At 71.5% G+C, this 17,280-nt stretch carries 18 protein-coding genes; 15 read left to right on the top strand and 3 right to left on the bottom strand.

The features are described 5' to 3' along the window. The first annotated feature begins 17 nt into the window (after nucleotides 1-17). The 8 genes from ABD297_RS20270 to ABD297_RS20235 all read left to right on the top strand — a co-directional run bounded on the left by ABD297_RS20270 (nucleotide 18) and on the right by ABD297_RS20235 (nucleotide 6,003). Nucleotides 18-320, top strand: coding sequence for a hypothetical protein (locus ABD297_RS20270; protein ID WP_344256920.1), 303 nt, complete (start codon nucleotides 18-20; stop codon nucleotides 318-320). Further along, on the top strand, nucleotides 320-1,264 hold the full coding sequence (locus ABD297_RS20265) for an FAD:protein FMN transferase (RefSeq protein ID WP_344256919.1): 945 nt from the start codon (nucleotides 320-322) through the stop codon (nucleotides 1,262-1,264). The genes ABD297_RS20270 and ABD297_RS20265 overlap by 1 nt, the downstream gene beginning before the upstream one ends. After that, nucleotides 1,264-1,827 (top strand): ferric reductase-like transmembrane domain-containing protein, encoded by a 564-nt coding sequence (locus ABD297_RS20260; RefSeq protein ID WP_344256917.1) that lies wholly within the window; start codon nucleotides 1,264-1,266, stop codon nucleotides 1,825-1,827. The genes ABD297_RS20265 and ABD297_RS20260 overlap by 1 nt, the downstream gene beginning before the upstream one ends. Beyond that, nucleotides 1,824-2,933, top strand: a complete 1,110-nt coding sequence (locus ABD297_RS20255; RefSeq protein ID WP_344256916.1) for an NADH-ubiquinone oxidoreductase-F iron-sulfur binding region domain-containing protein — start codon at nucleotides 1,824-1,826, stop codon at nucleotides 2,931-2,933. Before ABD297_RS20260 ends, ABD297_RS20255 begins: the two co-directional genes overlap by 4 nt. Then, nucleotides 2,917-3,189: a ferredoxin gene (locus ABD297_RS20250; protein ID WP_344256915.1), complete on the top strand. Its 273-nt coding sequence runs from the start codon at nucleotides 2,917-2,919 to the stop codon at nucleotides 3,187-3,189. The genes ABD297_RS20255 and ABD297_RS20250 overlap by 17 nt, the downstream gene beginning before the upstream one ends. A gap of 125 nt (nucleotides 3,190-3,314) precedes the next feature. Continuing rightward, the gene (locus ABD297_RS20245; protein WP_344256976.1) at nucleotides 3,315-4,220 is read left to right on the top strand and encodes an ROK family protein; all 906 of its coding nucleotides are present in this window, start codon (nucleotides 3,315-3,317) and stop codon (nucleotides 4,218-4,220) included. Continuing rightward, entirely contained in the window at nucleotides 4,217-5,173 is a 957-nt protein-coding gene (locus tag ABD297_RS20240; RefSeq protein ID WP_344256914.1) for a 1-phosphofructokinase family hexose kinase, read from the top strand. The genes ABD297_RS20245 and ABD297_RS20240 overlap by 4 nt, the downstream gene beginning before the upstream one ends. Continuing rightward, on the top strand, nucleotides 5,170-6,003 hold the full coding sequence (locus tag ABD297_RS20235) for a class II fructose-bisphosphate aldolase (protein ID WP_344256913.1): 834 nt from the start codon (nucleotides 5,170-5,172) through the stop codon (nucleotides 6,001-6,003). The genes ABD297_RS20240 and ABD297_RS20235 overlap by 4 nt, the downstream gene beginning before the upstream one ends. 283 nt (nucleotides 6,004-6,286) lie before the next feature. Here ABD297_RS20235 and ABD297_RS20230 read toward each other — a convergent pair whose 3' ends face one another. Next, the gene (locus ABD297_RS20230) at nucleotides 6,287-7,186 is read right to left on the bottom strand and encodes an SIS domain-containing protein (protein WP_344256912.1); all 900 of its coding nucleotides are present in this window, start codon (nucleotides 7,184-7,186) and stop codon (nucleotides 6,287-6,289) included. Nucleotides 7,187-7,313: 127 nt separating this feature from the next. Here ABD297_RS20230 and ABD297_RS20225 point away from each other — a divergent pair, with 127 nt between their 5' ends. From ABD297_RS20225 to ABD297_RS20210, 4 genes are all read left to right on the top strand, one after another. Next, entirely contained in the window at nucleotides 7,314-8,114 is an 801-nt protein-coding gene (locus ABD297_RS20225) for a DeoR/GlpR family DNA-binding transcription regulator (protein WP_344256911.1), read from the top strand. A gap of 158 nt (nucleotides 8,115-8,272) precedes the next feature. Then, nucleotides 8,273-9,535 carry an extracellular solute-binding protein gene (locus tag ABD297_RS20220; protein WP_344256910.1) on the top strand — a complete coding sequence of 421 codons (1,263 nt, stop codon included), beginning with the start codon at nucleotides 8,273-8,275 and terminating at the stop codon, nucleotides 9,533-9,535. Between the two features lie 14 nt (nucleotides 9,536-9,549). Next, nucleotides 9,550-10,554 (top strand): carbohydrate ABC transporter permease, encoded by a 1,005-nt coding sequence (locus tag ABD297_RS20215; RefSeq protein WP_344256909.1) that lies wholly within the window; start codon nucleotides 9,550-9,552, stop codon nucleotides 10,552-10,554. Next, the gene (locus tag ABD297_RS20210) at nucleotides 10,551-11,450 is read left to right on the top strand and encodes a carbohydrate ABC transporter permease (RefSeq protein WP_344256908.1); all 900 of its coding nucleotides are present in this window, start codon (nucleotides 10,551-10,553) and stop codon (nucleotides 11,448-11,450) included. The genes ABD297_RS20215 and ABD297_RS20210 overlap by 4 nt, the downstream gene beginning before the upstream one ends. Before the next feature lie 27 nt (nucleotides 11,451-11,477). Here the strand turns inward: ABD297_RS20210 and ABD297_RS20205 are convergent, their stop codons facing one another. Both ABD297_RS20205 and ABD297_RS20200 read right to left on the bottom strand, forming a co-directional pair. Continuing rightward, on the bottom strand, nucleotides 11,478-11,939 hold the full coding sequence (locus ABD297_RS20205) for a phage tail protein (RefSeq protein ID WP_344256907.1): 462 nt from the start codon (nucleotides 11,937-11,939) through the stop codon (nucleotides 11,478-11,480). Nucleotides 11,940-12,007: 68 nt separating this feature from the next. After that, entirely contained in the window at nucleotides 12,008-13,519 is a 1,512-nt protein-coding gene (locus ABD297_RS20200) for a hypothetical protein (RefSeq protein ID WP_344256906.1), read from the bottom strand. 112 nt (nucleotides 13,520-13,631) lie between these two features. On the opposite strand from ABD297_RS20200, the gene ABD297_RS20195 reads away from it, so the two are divergent. From ABD297_RS20195 to ABD297_RS20185, 3 genes are all read left to right on the top strand, one after another. After that, the gene (locus tag ABD297_RS20195; RefSeq protein WP_344256905.1) at nucleotides 13,632-15,428 is read left to right on the top strand and encodes an MFS transporter; all 1,797 of its coding nucleotides are present in this window, start codon (nucleotides 13,632-13,634) and stop codon (nucleotides 15,426-15,428) included. Further along, a complete protein-coding gene (locus ABD297_RS20190) occupies nucleotides 15,425-15,934 on the top strand; it encodes a MarR family winged helix-turn-helix transcriptional regulator (protein WP_344256904.1) in 510 nt (169 codons plus the stop codon). Before ABD297_RS20195 ends, ABD297_RS20190 begins: the two co-directional genes overlap by 4 nt. A gap of 366 nt (nucleotides 15,935-16,300) precedes the next feature. After that, nucleotides 16,301-17,152 carry a M10 family metallopeptidase domain-containing protein gene (locus ABD297_RS20185; protein WP_344256903.1) on the top strand — a complete coding sequence of 284 codons (852 nt, stop codon included), beginning with the start codon at nucleotides 16,301-16,303 and terminating at the stop codon, nucleotides 17,150-17,152. Nucleotides 17,153-17,280: the final 128 nt, after the last annotated feature.

Below are 17,280 nucleotides of genomic sequence, written 5' to 3'. Positions count from 1 at the left end.
CCACCGAAGGAGTCCCCATGAGCACCGTCCCCCGCGCCCTGCGCCGAGCCCGACTCTGGACCGCCGGTCTCATGACCGCCGCCACCGTCCTCGTGGGCGCCGTCGGCATCCACCTCGCCGACGCCCAGAACCAGACCGTCGCGACCCAGACGACGAGCCAGACCTCGAGCCAGACGACGAGCCAGAACTCGTCGGACGACTCCAGCTCGTCCACCTCGTCCGGGTCGTCCGACGACTCGGCCTCCACCTCCGGCTTCAGCGCCGTGGCCCCCGTGAGCGGGAGCAACGCCCAGGCGCAGACGAACTCGGGCGGTTCGTGATGGACATCCTGTCAGGGCCGCGAGTCGCGAAGAGCACCTTCGAGGCCATCGGCACGACGAACTCGGTCCTCGTCACCCGCCCCGAGGTGCTGCCCGAGGCGGTCGAGATCGCCCGGCGCCACCTGCGCGAGGTGGACCGTGCCGTCAGCCGCTTCCGGCCCGACTCGGAGGTGAGTCTCCTTGCGGCGCGGGCTCGCCGGGCACCCGCCGAGGCGTTCGTGTCACCGACCTTCGCGGCATACCTCCAGGCGGCGCTGCGCGTCGCCCGGCTCACGGGCGGCCTCGTCGACCCGACCGTGGGGTCGGTGCTCGTGGCCGAGGGCTACGACGCCGACCTCGACGTCGTGCGCGCCCGGCCCGGCTTCCACCAGGTGCGCGTCGCCGGGGTGCCGCAGTGGCACACAGTCCACCTCAACGTCTCGGGTCGCCGGGTCGCTGTCGCGCCCGGCACCCTGCTCGACCTCGGCGCCTCCGCGAAGGCGTATGCCGCGGACTGCATCGCCGCGCTGCTCGCCGAGTCGCTGCCGGGCGGGTTCGCCGTCAACCTCGGCGGTGACGTCGCGGTGTCGGGCGACCTCCCGCCGCAGGGGTGGTCGGTCGGCATCGAGTCCGCGTCCGGCTCGGTCCGGCAGGTCGTGACGAGCACGGGACAGGCCATCGCGACGTCGTCGACGCAGCTGCGGGTCTGGGACACCGACGACGGCCCACGGCACCACATCGTCGACCCCCGGACGGGCCACACCGCGCTGGCCGTCTGGGCGCAGGTGTCGTGTGCCGCCGCGTCGTGCCTCAAGGCCAACGCCGCGTCGACGGCCGCGGTCGTGCTCGGTGCCGACGCACCCGAGTGGCTCACCGACCACGGCATCCCGGCGCGTCTCGAGCACCGCGACGGACGGGTGCTGACGACGCCGGGCTGGCCCGACGGGGCGGGCAGGGCCGCCTGATGAACGAGCTGCTCTGGTACGTCTCTCGCGCCACGGGTGTCGTCAGCATCGTGCTGCTCACGGTCGTCGTCGTGCTCGGGCTCGTGACGAGCGGGCGGCGCCGGCCCACCGGCGACTCCGCGACCATCGTCATGGCCGTGCACCGGTGGCTGTCCCTCGGCACGAGCGTCTTCCTGCTGGCCCACATCGCGACGGCCGTCGCCGAGACCTACGTGTCGATCGACCTCATGTCGGCGGTCCTGCCGTTCACCTCGGGCTACGAGACGCTGTGGGTGGGCCTCGGGACGCTCGCCTTCGACGTGCTCCTCGCCGTCGTCGTCACCTCGCTCCTGCGCCACCGCCTCGCCGAGCGCACCTGGCGCCGGGTGCACCTGCTCTCCCACGCGCTGTGGCCGATGGCGATCGTCCACGGGCTCGCGCTCGGCACGAGCGGCGAGCTGCTGCTGCGCGGCACGACCATCGCCTGCGCGGTCGTCGGTGTCGGCGCCATTGCCTGGCGCTACACCTCCACCCACCTCGACCGAGAGCGACGCGTCGCCGTCGCAGCCCAGGAGTGGTCATGACCATCGTGTCCCTGCTCGCCGAGGCCGGGCTGACCGGTCGCGGCGGCGCCGCCTTCAGCACCGCGACCAAGGTCGCCGCCGCGCACGCCCACGACGCGCAGCTCGTCGTCAACGCCTGCGACGGCGAGCTGGGCGCCACGAAGGACGCCTGGGTCGTCGCCAACCGGCTCGGCGAGCTCATCGACGGTGCGAGCGAGATCGCCGACGGGGCCAAGGTCACGTATGCCGCCCACCGCGGCTCCGAGACCGCGCACCTGCTGCACGCGGCCGGGCTGCGACTGCTCGCGGTGCCTCCGCGCTACGTCTCCTCGGAGGAGTCGTCGATCATCTCCCTCGCCCAGGGCGGCCTGGCCCGTCCCATGACGAAGCGGCAGCCGTTCGTGCGGGGTGGCCGCGACTCCGAGGGTCGGCGGATCCGCCCGATGGTCGTGCTCAACGCCGAGACCGTCTGGCGCGCCGCGCAGATCTCCCGGCACGGCGCCTCCTGGTTCCGGTCGTACGGCACCCCGGACCAGCCCGGCCCGCGGCTCGTCTCGGTCAGCACCCCGACCGCGCGCGCCGTGGTGCTCGAGACGGCTGCCGGCGCGCGGGTCACCGACCTGCTCGACCTCGCCGGAGGCCTGCCCGAGGCATCGTCGGCGGTCCTCGTCGGCGGCCTCGGCGGCACCTTCGTCCGTGCCGCCGACGTGCCCGGTCTGCACTGGTCCGATGCCGACCTCTCGCGGGTCGGCGCCCGCACCGGCCCCGGAGTGCTCGAGGTCCTCGACCCGCGCGACTGCCCGCTCGGCTTCGTCGACCGCTGCCTCACCTGGGCCGCGGGCGAGTCCGCCGGCCAGTGCGGACCGTGCATGTTCGGTCTACCCACCCTCGCCGCCGACTGGCGAGCCCTGGTCTCGGGAGGCGACGACACGGCATACGACCGCGTGCGATCACGGGTCGCGCTCCTGCCGGGGCGCGGCGCGTGCCGCTTCCCCGACGGCGTGGCCGGCTTCGCGTGGTCCGCGCTGCGCGTCTTCGCCGACCACCTGGAGCAGCACCGCACCGGCCTCTGCGCCGCGGCGGAGCTCCGCACGACACCGAGGAGGAGCGATGTCCACGCCCACTGACCGGAACGGGTCCCGCCCGCGGCGTCCCGCCGACGAGACCCGGCGCCGGGTCGGGCTCGCCCACGACCCGCGCGTCGCCGTCGACCGCGTCGCCTGCACGGGACACGGCGTGTGCGCCCAGCTGCTCGCCGGGGTCACCCTCGACGAGTGGGGCTATCCCGTCGTCGGCGACGACACGGTCGTCGGCGAGGACGGGCGCGAGCTCGCCGAGACGGCGGTGCGGCTCTGCCCGGCGCGCGCGCTCTACCTGCGCTGACGACGGCTCCCCGCGCGGTTGGGCGCGTCTGGTGGCAGGCTTGGCGCAGCAGGATGAGGTGCCTGTCCGAATGTGATTGATCGGGTGTTCAACCGTGCACGATTGCTCATAGACTGCGCAGCGTGATGCGCGAAGCAGTGGTCGGGATCGACGTCGGGGGCACCCGGATCAAGTCGGCCCTCGTGACCCCCGACGGCCAGGTGCTCGCCGAGACGGTGCGCCCGACCCCCGACCGGGTCGGCGACCAGCTCGGCGAGGTCGCCGCCAAGGCCGTCGTCGAGCTGACTGCGCAGGCAGGTGACGGCGTCGAGCTGCTCGCCGTCGGCGTCGTGGTGCCGGGCCTCGTCGACGACGTCGCCGGCATCGGCGTCTGGTCGGCCAACCTCGGCTGGCGTGACCTCGACCTGCGCGGGGGCGTCGCCTCCCACGTCGACGTCCCGGTCGCCGTCGGTCACGACGTCCGCTCGGGACTGCTCGCCGAGCACCGCCTCGGCGCCGCGCGCGAGGCCGACAACGTGCTCTTCGTGCCGCTCGGCACGGGCCTGGCCAGCGCGATCCTCTGCCGCGGGCAGCTCGTCACCGGGTCGCTGTGGACCGGCGAGATCGGCCACATCGTCGTCGTGCCCGACGGGCCGCTCTGCGGCTGCGGGCAGCGCGGCTGCCTCGAGGCGCTGTCGAGCGCCGGCGCCATCGGCCGTCGCTGGTCCGAGGCGACCGGTCTCGTCGGCGACGCCGAGGAGGTGGCCCGCCGCGCCGAGGCCGGTGAGGCCGAGGCGAGCCGCATCTGGCAGGAGGCCATCGACGCGCTCGCGATCATGGTCGCCCCCGTCGTGGCCGCCGCTGGCACCGAGCTCGTCCTCATCGGGGGCGGTCTCGTGCATGCCGGCGACACCCTGCTCGAGCCGCTGCGCACCGCACTCCGGGCGCGCCTCGGTGGACGCGACGACGTCGTCGTCGAGGCCGCTGCGCTCGGCTCGCGCGCTGGCTCGCTCGGCGCCGCGACGATCGCGCTGGACCTCGTCGGTCGATGATCGTCACCGTCACCCCCAACCCCGCGCTCGACATCACGTATGCCGTGCCCGTCGTCGCCCTCGGGGAGTCCCACCGCGTCGCCTCGGTGAGCGAGCGCGCCGGCGGCAAGGGCCTCAACGTCGCGGCGGTGCTGACCGCGATGCGGCACCAGGCCGTGGCCGTGGCGCCGGCCGGCGAGACCGACATCGACCTCTTCCGCTCCGACCTGTCCGCGCGCCGGGTGCCGCACCGGCTCGTGCCCTCGCCGTGCCCGACGCGGCGGTCGGTGGCGGTCGTCGAGGCGGGCGGCCGGGCAACGCTCTTCAACGAGCCGGGCGTCGGCCAGTCGCAGCGGGTCTGGGACCGCGTCGTCGACGAGGTGTCGGCGCTCGCGCCGCAGGCCTCGGTGCTGACCGTGTCGGGCAGCTTCCCTCCGGGCACCGATGCCGAGCTCGTCCGCCGCCTGGTGCGGCTGGCGCAGGACGCAGACCTGCGGGTCGTGCTCGACGTCAGCGGTGTCCACCTCTCGCGCGTGCTCGGGCTCGGCCCCGACCTCGTCAAGCCCAACCGTGTCGAGGCCGCGCAGACCGTGACCGGCCTCGGCCGGGGCGAGGTGCCGTCGGTGCCCGTGGCGGCGCGAGCGCTCGTCGCCGCGGGCGCCCGTGCGGCGCTCATCAGCGACGGCACCAACGGCCTCGTCCTGGCGCACGAGGACGTCCTGCTGCGCGCCTACCTGCCCCGCCCGCTCTCCGGCAACCCGACGGGTGCCGGTGACGCGTTGACGGCGGCGCTGGCCGCGGACCTGGACGGTATCGGTGACCTGCCGCAGGGCGTCGACGCGTGGTCGGCTGTGCTGCGGCGCGGTGTCGCGTGGTCGGCTGCGGCGGTGCTGCAGCCGGTCGCGGGGGCCGTCGACCCGGCCGACGTCGACCGCCTGCTCGCCGCCGTCGAGATCGAGGAGCTCCGCCCGTGACCCGTTCCGCACTGACGCCCGTGCTCGCCGAGGCGTCGGCTGCCGGCCGCGGCGTCGCGGCCTTCAACGTCATCCAGCTCGAGCACGCCGAGGCGTATGCCGCGGCAGCCGAGCGCGTGAGTCTGCCTGTCGTCATGCAGATCTCGGAGAACTGCGTGCGCTACCACGGGTCCCTCGCGCCGATCGCGGCCGCGACGCTCGCCATCGCCGACGCGTGCAGGCAGCCGGTGGTCGTGCACCTCGACCACGCCGAGGACGTCGCCCTCGTCGAGCAGGCGGTGCGGCTGGGGCTGACGTCGGTGATGTTCGACGGGTCGACGCTGCCCGACGACGAGAACCGCGCGGTGACGAGGCGGGTCGTCGAGCTGTGCCGTGCTGCGGGGGTCTCGGTCGAGGCCGAGCTGGGCGAGGTCGGCGGCAAGGACGGCGTGCACGCCCCCGGGGTGCGCACCGACCCGGCCGACGCGGCACGCTTCGTGGCCGACACGGGCGTGGACGCGTTGGCCGTTGCGGTCGGGAGCAGCCATGCGATGACAGACCGCACGGCCGAGCTCGACACGGATCTCATTGCGGCACTGAGGGACTCGGTGCCGGTGCCCCTGGTGCTGCACGGCTCGTCCGGCGTGCCTGATGCGGGGCTCGTCGCCGCCGTGCGGGCCGGGATGACCAAGGTCAACATCGCGACCCATCTCAACCAGGTGTTCACGCGCGCGATGACGGCCCGGCTCGAGGCGTCGCCGACCGTCGACACGAGGAAGTACCTCGGCGCCGCCCGCGACGCCGTCACCGACGAGGCCGCCCGCCTGATGCGCCTCCTCGCCCACCCCTGAACCGTCGAAAGGCCAAAGTTCGCGGGTCTCCCACCGTCGAAAGGCCAAAGTTCGCGAGTGTCCCAACGTCGAGGGGCCACGTCTGGCCCCCAGGTGATCGTCGAGAGGCCAGGAGTTGCCCGGCCATTCGTGGCCTTTCGACGTTCCGGGGTGGGCCGAACGTGGCCTTTCGACGGTTCAGGACCCGCGAACTCAGGCCTCTCGACTGGGGCACACCCGCAGGGTTTGGCCTTTCGACGGTTGGGTTGAGTTGAGCGGGGTGGAGTGGTGTGGGTGGGGTGGGTCAGGTGAGGACGATGCTTCTCGTCAGGTTGCGGGGGGCGTCGGGGTCGAGACCCGCCGCGTCGGCCTTGCCGAGGCAGAGCCGGTGCAGCCGGACGAGGTCGGCGAGCGGGTCGATGTCGCGGTGCTCGAACCGCGCTCCCGTCGCCTCCACCTGCTCGCGCAGCCCCTCCGGCACCTCGCCGAACGCCCACACGGCGCGCCCCGGCGCGGCGATGCTGATCGGGCCGTGGCGGTACTCCATCGCCGGGTAGGACTCGGACCAGAACTGCGCCGACTCGCGCAGCTTGAGCGCGGCCTCGTTCGCGATGCCGTTGGTCCACCCGCGCCCGAGGAAGGTCACCTGCTCCGCGCCGACGAGGGGGCCGTATGCCGTGTCGGCGTCCTCCGCGAGCACCGCGCGGGCCTGCGCTGCCGCCGCCGTGAGGTCCTCACCGAGGGAGGCGCGCAGCAGGGCGAGGGTCGTCGTGGCGAACCGCGTCTGTACGACGCTCTGCTCGTCGACGTCGGCGAGCAGCACTGTGGCGCTTGAGCGCTCGGCGACCGGCGTGCCGGCCGTGGCGACGAAGGAGACGTGCGGGGTGCCGGCTGCGCGCAGCTCCTCGACGACCGCCATGACCTCGGTCGTCGTGCCCGACCGGGAGATCAGCACGACGCGGTCGTAGCCGCGGGCGAGGCGGTGCTCGGAGGCGGCATACGCGTCGGTGGTGCCCTGTCCGAGGGACTCGCGGCGGGCGGCATACGCCTGCCCCATGAACCACGACGTGCCGCACCCGATGGTGGCGACCCGCTCGCCGGGCTGCGGCAGGTGGCCCGCGACCTCGTCGAGGCGGCCGACGACGCGCTCCCAGTCGTCGGGCTGGGTGGCGATCTCCTGGGCGAGGTGGGTGGACTGCGGCATGGGCTCTCCCGGCGAGTGGTGACGGGCGACGGTCGCCCGACAGTGGTGCTTGTGTGTGCGCGAAACCAACCCTAAACGCGCAGAGATGCACATGTCCATTGCTCGAAGTGCGCGGTATCGTCAGCGCGTGACCGAAGAGATCGATCCCGCACGCAACCGCGCCAGCCGCTGGTCGGTCATGCTCGACCGGCTCGCGACGACGGGGCGCCTCGGGGTCGGTGAGGCCGCCGAGCTGCTGAACGTCAGCGAGGCGACGATCCGACGGGACTTCTCCGAGCTCGCCAAGCGCCAGCTCGTCGCGCGCAACCACGGGGGTGTCGTCGCGACGTCGGTCGCCTACGAGCTGCCCTACCGCTACCGCAGCAGCATGGCCGACGACGACCGGACCCGGGTCGCCGAGGCGGCCGCCGCGCTCGTCGAGCCCGGCCAGGTCATCGGCCTCAACGGCGGCACGACGACGACCGCGACGGCGCGGGCCATCACGGCGCGCGACGACCTCGCCGCCGACGGCGAGATCACCATCGTCACCAACGCGCTCAACATCGCGACCGAGGCGGTGCTGCGCCCGCACGTGCAGTGCGTCTCGCTCGGCGGCGTCGCCCGCCCCGAGTCCTACGAGGTGACCGGACCCCTCGCGACCCTCGTGCTTCAGCAGCTGTGGATCGACGTCGCCATCGTCGGCGTCAACGCCCTCAGCGCGCGCGAGGGGGCGACGTGCCGGCACGAGGAGGAGGCGGCGATCATCCGCACGATGATCGAGCGCTCCAAGCAGGTCATCTGCGTCGCGACCGGTGAGAAGCTCGGGATGCGCACCTTCGCCTCGATCTGTCCCGCCGAGCGCATCGACCACCTCGTCACTACCGTGGGCGCAGACCGCGACGAGGTGGAGGCCCTGCGCGCCGCCGGCGTCGAGGTCCACGAGGTGTGACGCCGAGCGCGCCTTTGCGTGATTGTGATCGGATTGCCGAAGTTTCAGTCATCATTGCTCTTGCAACCGCCCAGATGCCGCTCTAGGTTGGGCGTCACCGTGGCCGGGTCGGCGCGTCACCGCGCCGCCAGCACCCCGGCACCGAACCAAGGAGAGACATGACGTCGACGAAGAAGTCTGCGGTCGTCGCGGGCCTGGCCATCGCGGGCCTCGCCCTCGGCGCGTGCGGTGGGGGCACCGGGGCCGGCACGAGCGCAGGCGCCAGCGGGGGGAGCGGCCAGGAGGTCAAGACGATCAAGCTCGTCGCGGCCGAGTACTCCAAGGACCACACCAAGGCGTTCTGGGACGCGTTCGCCAAGACGTACAAGGACAAGACCGGCTACACGCTCGACGTGCAGGTCGTCAGCTGGGACAACATCGACCAGCAGTCCTCGACGATGATCCAGAACAACCAGGCGCCGGACATCCTCAACCTCAACGCCTACGCGAGCTATGCCAAGGACGGCCTGCTCTACGACTCGGACGCCGTGCTGCCCGCCGCCGTCAAGAGCGACATCCTCGACACCTTCGTCAAGTACGGCACCTACCAGGGCAAGTTCTACGGCTTCCCCGACCTGTCCTCGGCGCGCGCCTTCTTCTACAACAAGACGCTCTTCAAGCAGGCCGGCATCGCCAACCCGCCCAAGACCTGGGCCGAGCTCGAGGACGACGCGAAGAAGATCACCGCGCTCGGCAACGGCAACGTCGGCTACGCCCTCCCGCTCGGCCCCGAGGAGTCGCAGGGCGAGTTCTCCATGTGGCTGTTCAACAACGGCGGCACGTGGAAGGACGGCGGCAAGTGGACGATCAACTCCGACAAGAACGTCGAGACGCTGACCTTCCTCAAGAAGCTCGCTGACGAGAAGGTCACGCAGAACAACCCGGCCCGCACCAACCGTGCCGACGCCTTCGACCTCTTCAAGTCCGGCAAGGCCGGCATGGTCATCGGCTTCAGCCCGCTGGCCGGCGCGCTCGACCAGGACAAGAAGGTCGACTACGGCGTGGCGCCCTTCCCGTCCAACGACGGCTCGCCGAGCAAGACCTTCGGTGTCACCGACTACCTCATGGCCTTCAAGAAGCCGGGCAACGAGAAGGCGGTCAAGGCCTTCTACGACCTCTACTACCAGCCCGACCAGGTCAACACCTTCATCAAGGCCGAGGGCTTCCTGCCGGTCACGAAGACGGGCGTCCAGCAGTTCCAGAGCGACCCGAAGCTCAAGGTCTACCTCGACACGCTGCCCAACGCCCAGCTGACCCCGACCGACGACCCGACGTGGGACAAGGTCAAGCTCGCCGTCCAGCAGAACCTCGGCGGCGGCATCAGCGGGTCCCCCAAGGCCACCCTCGACGGTCTGCAGAAGACCGCCGAGAACGGCGGCTGAGGCATACGCCCCCGATGACCGAGAGCACCACGGTGAGCCCCGACCCCGCCACGTCGGCGGGGTCGGGGCAGGGCCGTTCCCGTATGCCGTCACGCACGGGCCGTCGCCACGGAACCAGGCGAGCCGGCCGCATCGGCCAGGTCCACCCCCTCGTGGCGCTGCTGTGGCTCGCGCCGGCGCTCGCGCTGATCCTCGGCGTCGTGCTCTACCCGGCGATCAAGCTCTTCGACGCCTCGCGCGGGGAGTACTCCATCACCGGGCTGCGCAAGGGTGACGCCGGCTGGAGCAACTACACCAAGGTGCTCGAGCACCCCGACCTCGGCACGGTCCTGCGCAACACCGTCGTGTGGGTCGTCGCGGTCGTGGCCATCACCATCGTGCTCAGCCTCGCGCTGGCCCAGTTCCTCAGCAAGAGCTTCCCGGGCCGGCGCTTCGTGCGGTGGGCCGTCATCATCCCGTGGGCCGCCTCGCTCGTCATCACGAGCCAGCTGTTCGTGCTCCTCTACGACTACAACTACGGGATCATCAACCACGTCCTGCTCTCGCTGCACCTCATCGGGCAGCCGATCGACTTCCTCGGCGACGACAGCTGGACGATGTTCTCGATGGTCGTCGTCGGCGTCTTCGTGTCGCTGCCGTTCACGATCTTCGTCTTCATCGCGGGGCTCGGCGCGATCCCCGACGACGTCATGGAGGCGGCGACGGTCGACGGCGCGAGCCCGTGGCAGCGCTACTGGAACATCACGCTGCCGCTCATGCGCCCGGCGCTGATGATCGCGACGGTGCTCAACGTCATCTACGTCTTCAACAGCTTCCCGATCATCTACACCCTCAACGACCGCAACCCGGGCTACCTGCACGACACGACGATCACGTTCATGTACAAGCTGGCCTTCAAGAGCCAGGAGAAGGACGTGGGCATGTCGGCGGCGGCGGGCATCTTCAACGTCGTGCTGATCCTCGTCGTCGTGGGGATCTACCTCAAGATCATCAACTGGCGCGAGGAGACGAGCCGATGAGCACGACCACGGCTGCCGCACCGGTCAGGCCGGGCGCCCCTGAGCCGCAGGGCAACCGGTCCCACACGACGGACCCGCGCCGACGCCGGCGCACGCTCATGGCAATCGGCGGCGCGCTCGTCGCCCTCGTCTTCCTCGCGCCCTACCTCGTCATGGTGCTCGACTCGCTGCGCACGAGCACCGACGTCAAGAGCACGCCGCCGACCTTCCTGCCGAAGGTCTGGCAGTGGGACACTTACGCCCAGATCCTCGGCGACGACCGCTTCCTCAACTGGCTCAAGACCTCGCTCATCGTCGCGGCCGGCTCGACGGTCATCGTCATCATCGTCGCGATCCCCGCCGCCTTCATGACGGCCCGCCACCGCTTCCCGGGCCGCGGCGCGTTCCTGCTGCTCGTGCTCGTGACGCAGATGTTCGCGCCGACCTCGCTCGTCGTGGGCCTCTACCGGCAGTTCTTCGAGCTCAACATGATCAACACCTACGGGGCGCTGATCCTGACGAACGCGGCGTTCAACCTGGCGTTTGCGATCTGGATCCTGCACGGCTTCTTCTCCTCGATCCCGCTCGAGGTCGAGGAGGCCGCGGCGCTCGACGGCGCGACACGCTTCCAGATCCTGCGCCGGGTCATGCTGCCGCTGACGCTGCCCGGTCTCGTCACGGCGACGATCTTCACCTTCATCGCGGCGTGGAACGAGTACGTCGTGGCGCTGACGCTCATGATCGACGACGACCGCAAACCGCTGACGGTGGGCATGCGCGCCTACATCACCGGCTACGAGCAGCACTGGGACCAGCTCTTCGCGGCGTCGGTCATCGCCGTCGTGCCGGTCGTGATCCTCTTCGCCGTCATCGAGAAGCACCTCGTCGGCGGCCTCACCGCCGGCTCGGTCAAGTAGCGCGACGAGTCGCGCGTCGGGTGGCGCTCAGTAGTCGCCCTTGATGACGAAGTAGGAGCCGCGGATCGTCCCGGCGAGCTTGGACCTCTGCCGAGCGAACTTGAACGCCGCGAGCTCGTCGGGGACCTCCATGCCGTCCGAGAGCTTGAAGCCAACGGCGCGCTTGCCGCCGTCGGCGATCGTCCACAGCACGTTGACCGACAGGCCGGACTCGTAGAAGACGTAGGACCAGCGCACGCCGTCGACCTCGAACTGCGTCGCCTCGAGGGCGGGTGAGGCGATGACGATGTCGCGCTCCTCCTTGAGGATGCGGGCCACGTGGTCGACGACGCCGCCCGCGTCGCGGGCCGGCTCCGTGCTGAAGGTGTGGTCGTACTTGTTCTTGAAGTAGCGGGCCTCGTTGGCGCGCAGACCGGCAAGGGCCTCCGCGACGGGCGAGGACTCGAGCCCGACCGTGCTGACCTGCGTGAAGTCGACGTCGTAGGCCATGACCATCCTCCTGCTCTGCTCCGGCTCGCGCTGACGCGTGCGCTGCTCCGGCAAGGCTAGCCGCGGACCTACCCGACGGGGGGCGCCGTGACCCAGTGGGGCGGGGTCGGGATGAGGATGCCCATGACGTGGCTGAAGCCCGCGGGGCTGTCGAGCCGGACGACCGGCCCGGAGGCCGCTCGCGCGGCGAGCTCGGTGCACTCGTCGCCGCGGCACCAGCGCGGCAGGATGCCGCCGGTCTGCTGGCGCACGGCCATGACCATGGTGCTGGCGATGAGTCGCCCGTCGCGCGTGTGCCGCAGCGCCGGGTCCTGCCACATGACGACGGTGGCCATGGTGGTGCCGGGCGCGTGGGCCGTGGCCTGCTCGGCGATCGCGGCGAACTGCATGCGGGTGGCCTGGTGGGCGCCGATGTCGGCACGCCACGAGAGCAGGCCGGCGACGGCGAGGACCGCGAGCAGGGCGGTCGCGACGTGCTCGGTGGTCAGACGGCGTATGCCGGGTGCGTCCTCCCGGGGGTGACGCTCGCCCCGCCGGTCGAGCAGGAGCAGGGCGGCGGGCACGACGGCGAGCAGCCACGTCCACAGCTGTCCGCGGGCCTCGGTGACGATGCCGGTCGCGAGGGTCTGCGCCGCGTCGAGCCCGCAGGCGACGGCGAAGGCGAGCAGGGCCCGCTGCAGCCGGGGTCGCACCATGGCGTCGCGCCAGCCGAGCACGACGGCGACGACCGCGACGGCGGCCACCCACCACTGCGCCGCCCACATGGCGCCGACCGCGGAGAGCCACCGCCCGGTGTTGGTGACGAGGGCGCCCACGGACGTCAGGGGGTTGGACTGGCGCCAGGCCGGGAAGTCGAGCCCGAAGTGGCCGTTGAGGACGAGGTTCAGGGTGTAGCTGATGCCGACGCCGATCGCGAACGCGGCGACCCACGCCGCGACGACGCCGAGCACCCGGCGCCACGGCGCGTTGCGCAGGCAGACGACGGTGACGACGAGCAGCACGACACCGACCGGCGGATAGGTCATGACGGCGGCCGACTCGGCGACGAGCAGCCAGAGGCCGAGCCGCCGGCGGCTCCGGACCGCCCACGGCAGCACCCAGACGGCGGCCGCACCGACGAGCACCGACGGCGTCAGCGCGCCGGGCCAGTAGACGAGCTGCACCCAGACGCTCGAAGAGAAGAGCGCGACGCCGAGGAGCACGTCGGCGACGGGACGGGGGCGGACGCCTGCGAGGTGCAGCACCCGCCAGACGCCGGCGACGAGCGCGAGGTACCCCACGGCATACGTGATCGCGGCGGTCGTCGGGGTGCCGTGTTGGCCGACGAGCTGCCACCAGAGGGTGTTGAGCCAGCGGCCCTCGCTGCTGTTGTAGTAGGCGGGGGGGAGCACGCCCTGGGTGCCGTCGGGGAGCAGGAAGGGCCAGTCGTCCTGGCGGATGAACGGTGTGACCGCCTGGGCGATGCCCGTCGAGAGGACGAACGCGACGGCGAGGGTCGCGGGCACGAGGTAGCGACGGGGCGGCGCGGCGGGCAGCAGGCGCGGGCGCGCGGGCGCGTCGGCGAGGGTCTGCGTCGTCATGCGGTGGCCCCGTTCATGCACAGGAGGATGCCACGGGCGCCTGACTCGCGTCCGAATGCAAGCGGGGAGCGTCCTCAGGGAGCGCCCAGAATTCGTTACTAGCCTTGAACTAATGACTTCGCCAGCCGCTCCCGCCGCCCTCGGGCCCCGCTACAAGTGGGTCGCCCTGTCCACCACGACGCTCGGGGTGCTGATCGCCACGATCAACTCCTCGATCCTGCTCATCGCGCTGCCCGACATCTTCCGCGGGCTCGACATCAACCCGCTCGCCTCGGGCAACTCGAGCTACCTGCTCTGGCTGATCATGGGCTACCTCGTGGTCACCGCCGTCCTCGTCGTCACCTTCGGGCGGCTCGGCGACATGTACGGGCGCGTCAAGATGTTCAACGCCGGCTTCGCGATCTTCACCCTCTTCTCCATCGCGCTGTCGGTCACGTGGCTGACGGGGACGCCCGGCGTGCTGTGGCTCATCGTCATGCGCGTGCTCCAGGGCGTCGGCGGCGCCCTGCTCATGGCGAACTCGTCGGCGATCATCACCGACGCCTTCCCCGCCCAGCAGCGCGGGCTGGCCCTCGGCCTCAACATGGTCTCCGGCATCGCCGGCTCGTTCCTCGGCCTCGTCATCGGCGGCGTGCTCGCGCCGGTGCACTGGCGCTACGTCTTCCTCGTGTCGGTGCCGTTCAGCGTCTTCGGCACGCTGTGGGGCTACCTCAAGCTGCGCGACCTCAGCCCGCGCCGCCACCACGTCATGGACTGGTGGGGCAACGTCACCTTCGCGCTCGGCCTCGTCGGCGTGCTCGTCGCCATCACGTACGGCATCCAGCCCTACGGCGACCACGTCATGGGCTGGACCAACCCGTGGGTGCTCGCCTCGACGATCGGCGGCCTCGTGCTGCTCGGCATCTTCTGCGTCATCGAGACCCGGGTGGCGCACCCGATGTTCCACCTCGACCTCTTCCGCGTCCGGGCCTTCACGTTCGGCAACGTCGCGAGCCTGCTGTCAGGCCTTGGGCGAGGCGGCCTGATGTTCATCCTCATCATCTGGCTGCAGGGCATCTGGCTGCCGCGTCACGGCTACTCGTTCGAGTCGACGCCGCTGTGGGCCGGCATCTTCATGCTGCCGATGACGGTCGGCTTCCTCGTCGCCGGGCCGCTGTCGGGCTGGCTGTCGGACCGTTATGGCGCACGGCCGTTCGCCACGGGCGGCATGGTCATCGCGGCGCTCAGCTTCGTGTGGCTGGCCCTGCTGCCGGTCGACTTCGGCTACTGGACCTTCGCCGCGGCGCTCTTCCTCAACGGTTTCGGCATGGGGCTGTTCGCCTCGCCCAACCGCGCAGCCGTCATGAACGCCGTGCCGGCCAACCGCCGCGGAGTCGGCAGCGGCATGAGCACGACCTTCCAGAACGCGTCGATGGTGCTGTCGATCGGGATCTTCTTCTCCCTCATGATCATCGGCCTCGCCGGCTCGCTGCCGGCGACGATGCAGTCCGGTCTGGCGGCCCACGGCGTGCCCGTCCAGCAGGCCCACGCCATCGCCGCGCTGCCTCCGGTCGCCGTGCTCTTCGCTTCGCTGCTCGGCTACAACCCGGTCCAGCAGCTGCTCGGACCGCAGGCACTGAGCCAGCTGAAGCCGACCGATGCGCAGTACCTCACCGGCCACTCGTTTTTCCCGTCGCTGATCTCCGGGCCGTTCCACGAGGGCCTCATCGTCGCCTTCGGCTTCGCGATCGTCGCGTGCCTCGTCGCGGCTGTGGCGTCCTGGTTCATGGGTGAGAAGTTCGTGCACGCCGACGACTCGCACGAGGCGCCGGCCGAGGTCGCCGTGGCGGCGGGTGCGGGTGCCTCGGCGCCGCGCGACGTCGCCCGGGACGGCGCGGACGCGCTGGAGCCGGAGGGGGCCCGGTCGTGAGCGGGAGCGCGTCGGGTCCGGTCGTCGCGGCGGCTCCGGCTGACGGGACGGCGCCGGGCGGCACGGGGTCGCACGACGTGGACCGGCTCGCCGGAGAGCTGCGCACCGAGGTCGGCCGGCTCGCCTACCACCTGCGTATGCCGGCCACCCGCTCCGGCGTCACGCCCACGCGTCTCGCGGCGCTCGCCGCCCTGACCCGCTACCCCGACGGGGTGCGGCAGGGCGACCTCGCCGAGCTGATGAACGTCTCGGCGCCGAGCATGACGCGCCTCGTCGAGATCCTCCTCGACGCCGGTTGGGTCGAGCGGCACCGCGACCCGAGCGACCAGCGGTGCCTCCTGCTGGCCCTCTCGCCGGCCGGTCACGCCACGCTCGACACGCTCCGCGACGAGGCCGCCACCCAGCTGAGCACCGAGATGGCCGACCTCACCGACGACGAGCGGGCGGTCCTGGCCGCAGCGGTTCCCGTGCTGCGCAAGCTCGCCGACCGCCACCTCGACGCCTAGTTCCCGGGAGTCGGTCGTTGTGCCGATTTCGAAGCGGTGTCCGGAGCGATCGTCGATACTCATGACTCGACAACAGGGGACCTGAGCTTCGGGGGCGTCATGCAGGCACGCGTGGAGATGGTTCACGTCGGGCGACCGGTTCGCTGCGCGTGTGGAGAGGATCTGCGACCCGGCGAACGTGCAGGGCAGCTGGACGGGAGCGCGGAGCTGCTGTGCCTGTGGTGCCTCGCCGATCTCCAGGCCGGACGCGAGCGACCGCGCAAGCGACGCGTCGAGACCCCTTGGCCCGAACCGCTCGCCACTCCTCGACCCACGCGGCGTCGGAGCCGCGCTGCCAGGAGACGACGGCGTCGCGCTGACACGGCCGTGCCCCTGGTGATCGCCCTGCTCGTCGTGGCGGTCACCCTCTACGTCCACCTCGCCGTCCTCGGCAGGTCTGCGACCAGCTCGGTGGCGGGCGGGGTGCCGATCTCGGGGGGCGACGTGCCCAGCTGGCTCAACGGCATACCCGGGACCGGCGGTGGTGCCCGCGACACCAGCGCCATCTGGCCTCCGGCGCCTCCGGACGCGCGCGCTCAGCCGATCGGCATGCCGGGTGCGAGCCGCTCCTCGTCCACCGACTACGTCTTCATGCACACCGTGACGGGGGTCGGGGGTCCGCCTGTCGCCTGGGACCCGTGCCGTCCCATCCACCTGCTCGTGAACAACGCCGAGGCCCCTCCCGGGGCCGACCAGCTCGTCCGCGAAGCCGTCGCTTCGGTGAGCTCGGCCACCGGCCTGAAGTTCGTGATCGAGGGGATCACGACGGAGGCGCCGACCGAGAGACGGGCGCCGCTCGACCGGTCGCGGTACGGCGACCGGTGGTCGCCGGTGCTCGTGGCGTGGACCGACCCGTCAGCGGTCCCCGACCTGCAGGGTCGGGTGGCGGGTCTCGCGGGGCCATCCGGTGCGCCGTACTACACGGCGGATCAGCAGCACTGGGTCAGTGGGACCGTCAGTCTCGACGGACCCCAGTTCCGCGAGATCCTCCAGCGTCCCGGCGGCTGGGCGTCGGCGCGCGCGATCGTCATGCACGAGTTCGCCCATCTCGTCGGTCTGAACCACGTCCCGGCGCCGTCTCAGCTCATGTACGAGGACAACGTCGGCCAGACCGGATTCGGGCCCGGCGACCTCGAGGGCCTGAGGCAGCTGGGCCTCGGCCGTTGCTTCACCGCCTAGGTGTACCCGGCCACCACGTTGGTAGCGGCGTGCCTGGTTGAACGAACGAGAACCTCCGAATGGGATGTGGCTTGTCTAAGGCCCACTCCAACCCGGAGGTTCTCGTGTCCCACGGTAGTGCCCGGCTG

Origin of the sequence: Terrabacter carboxydivorans, assembly GCF_039532035.1 — a bacterium.
Classification (GTDB): domain Bacteria; phylum Actinomycetota; class Actinomycetes; order Actinomycetales; family Dermatophilaceae; genus Terrabacter; species Terrabacter carboxydivorans.
This window is presented reverse-complemented; position numbering and strand designations above follow the sequence as displayed.

Bases quoted from the DNA above. Each gene is read 5' to 3' on its own strand.
- ABD297_RS20270 (WP_344256920.1), top strand. From the start codon at position 18: ATGAGCACCGTCCCCCGCGCCCTGCGCCGAGCCCGACTCTGGACCGCC.
- ABD297_RS20265 (WP_344256919.1), top strand. From the start codon at position 320: ATGGACATCCTGTCAGGGCCGCGAGTCGCGAAGAGCACCTTCGAGGCC.
- ABD297_RS20260 (WP_344256917.1), top strand. From the start codon at position 1,264: ATGAACGAGCTGCTCTGGTACGTCTCTCGCGCCACGGGTGTCGTCAGC.
- ABD297_RS20255 (WP_344256916.1), top strand. From the start codon at position 1,824: ATGACCATCGTGTCCCTGCTCGCCGAGGCCGGGCTGACCGGTCGCGGC.
- ABD297_RS20250 (WP_344256915.1), top strand. From the start codon at position 2,917: ATGTCCACGCCCACTGACCGGAACGGGTCCCGCCCGCGGCGTCCCGCC.
- ABD297_RS20245 (WP_344256976.1), top strand. From the start codon at position 3,315: ATGCGCGAAGCAGTGGTCGGGATCGACGTCGGGGGCACCCGGATCAAG.
- ABD297_RS20240 (WP_344256914.1), top strand. From the start codon at position 4,217: ATGATCGTCACCGTCACCCCCAACCCCGCGCTCGACATCACGTATGCC.
- ABD297_RS20230 (WP_344256912.1), bottom strand. From the start codon at position 7,186: ATGCCGCAGTCCACCCACCTCGCCCAGGAGATCGCCACCCAGCCCGAC.
- ABD297_RS20220 (WP_344256910.1), top strand. From the start codon at position 8,273: ATGACGTCGACGAAGAAGTCTGCGGTCGTCGCGGGCCTGGCCATCGCG.
- ABD297_RS20215 (WP_344256909.1), top strand. From the start codon at position 9,550: ATGACCGAGAGCACCACGGTGAGCCCCGACCCCGCCACGTCGGCGGGG.
- ABD297_RS20210 (WP_344256908.1), top strand. From the start codon at position 10,551: ATGAGCACGACCACGGCTGCCGCACCGGTCAGGCCGGGCGCCCCTGAG.
- ABD297_RS20205 (WP_344256907.1), bottom strand. From the start codon at position 11,939: ATGGCCTACGACGTCGACTTCACGCAGGTCAGCACGGTCGGGCTCGAG.
- ABD297_RS20200 (WP_344256906.1), bottom strand. From the start codon at position 13,519: ATGACGACGCAGACCCTCGCCGACGCGCCCGCGCGCCCGCGCCTGCTG.
- ABD297_RS20195 (WP_344256905.1), top strand. From the start codon at position 13,632: ATGACTTCGCCAGCCGCTCCCGCCGCCCTCGGGCCCCGCTACAAGTGG.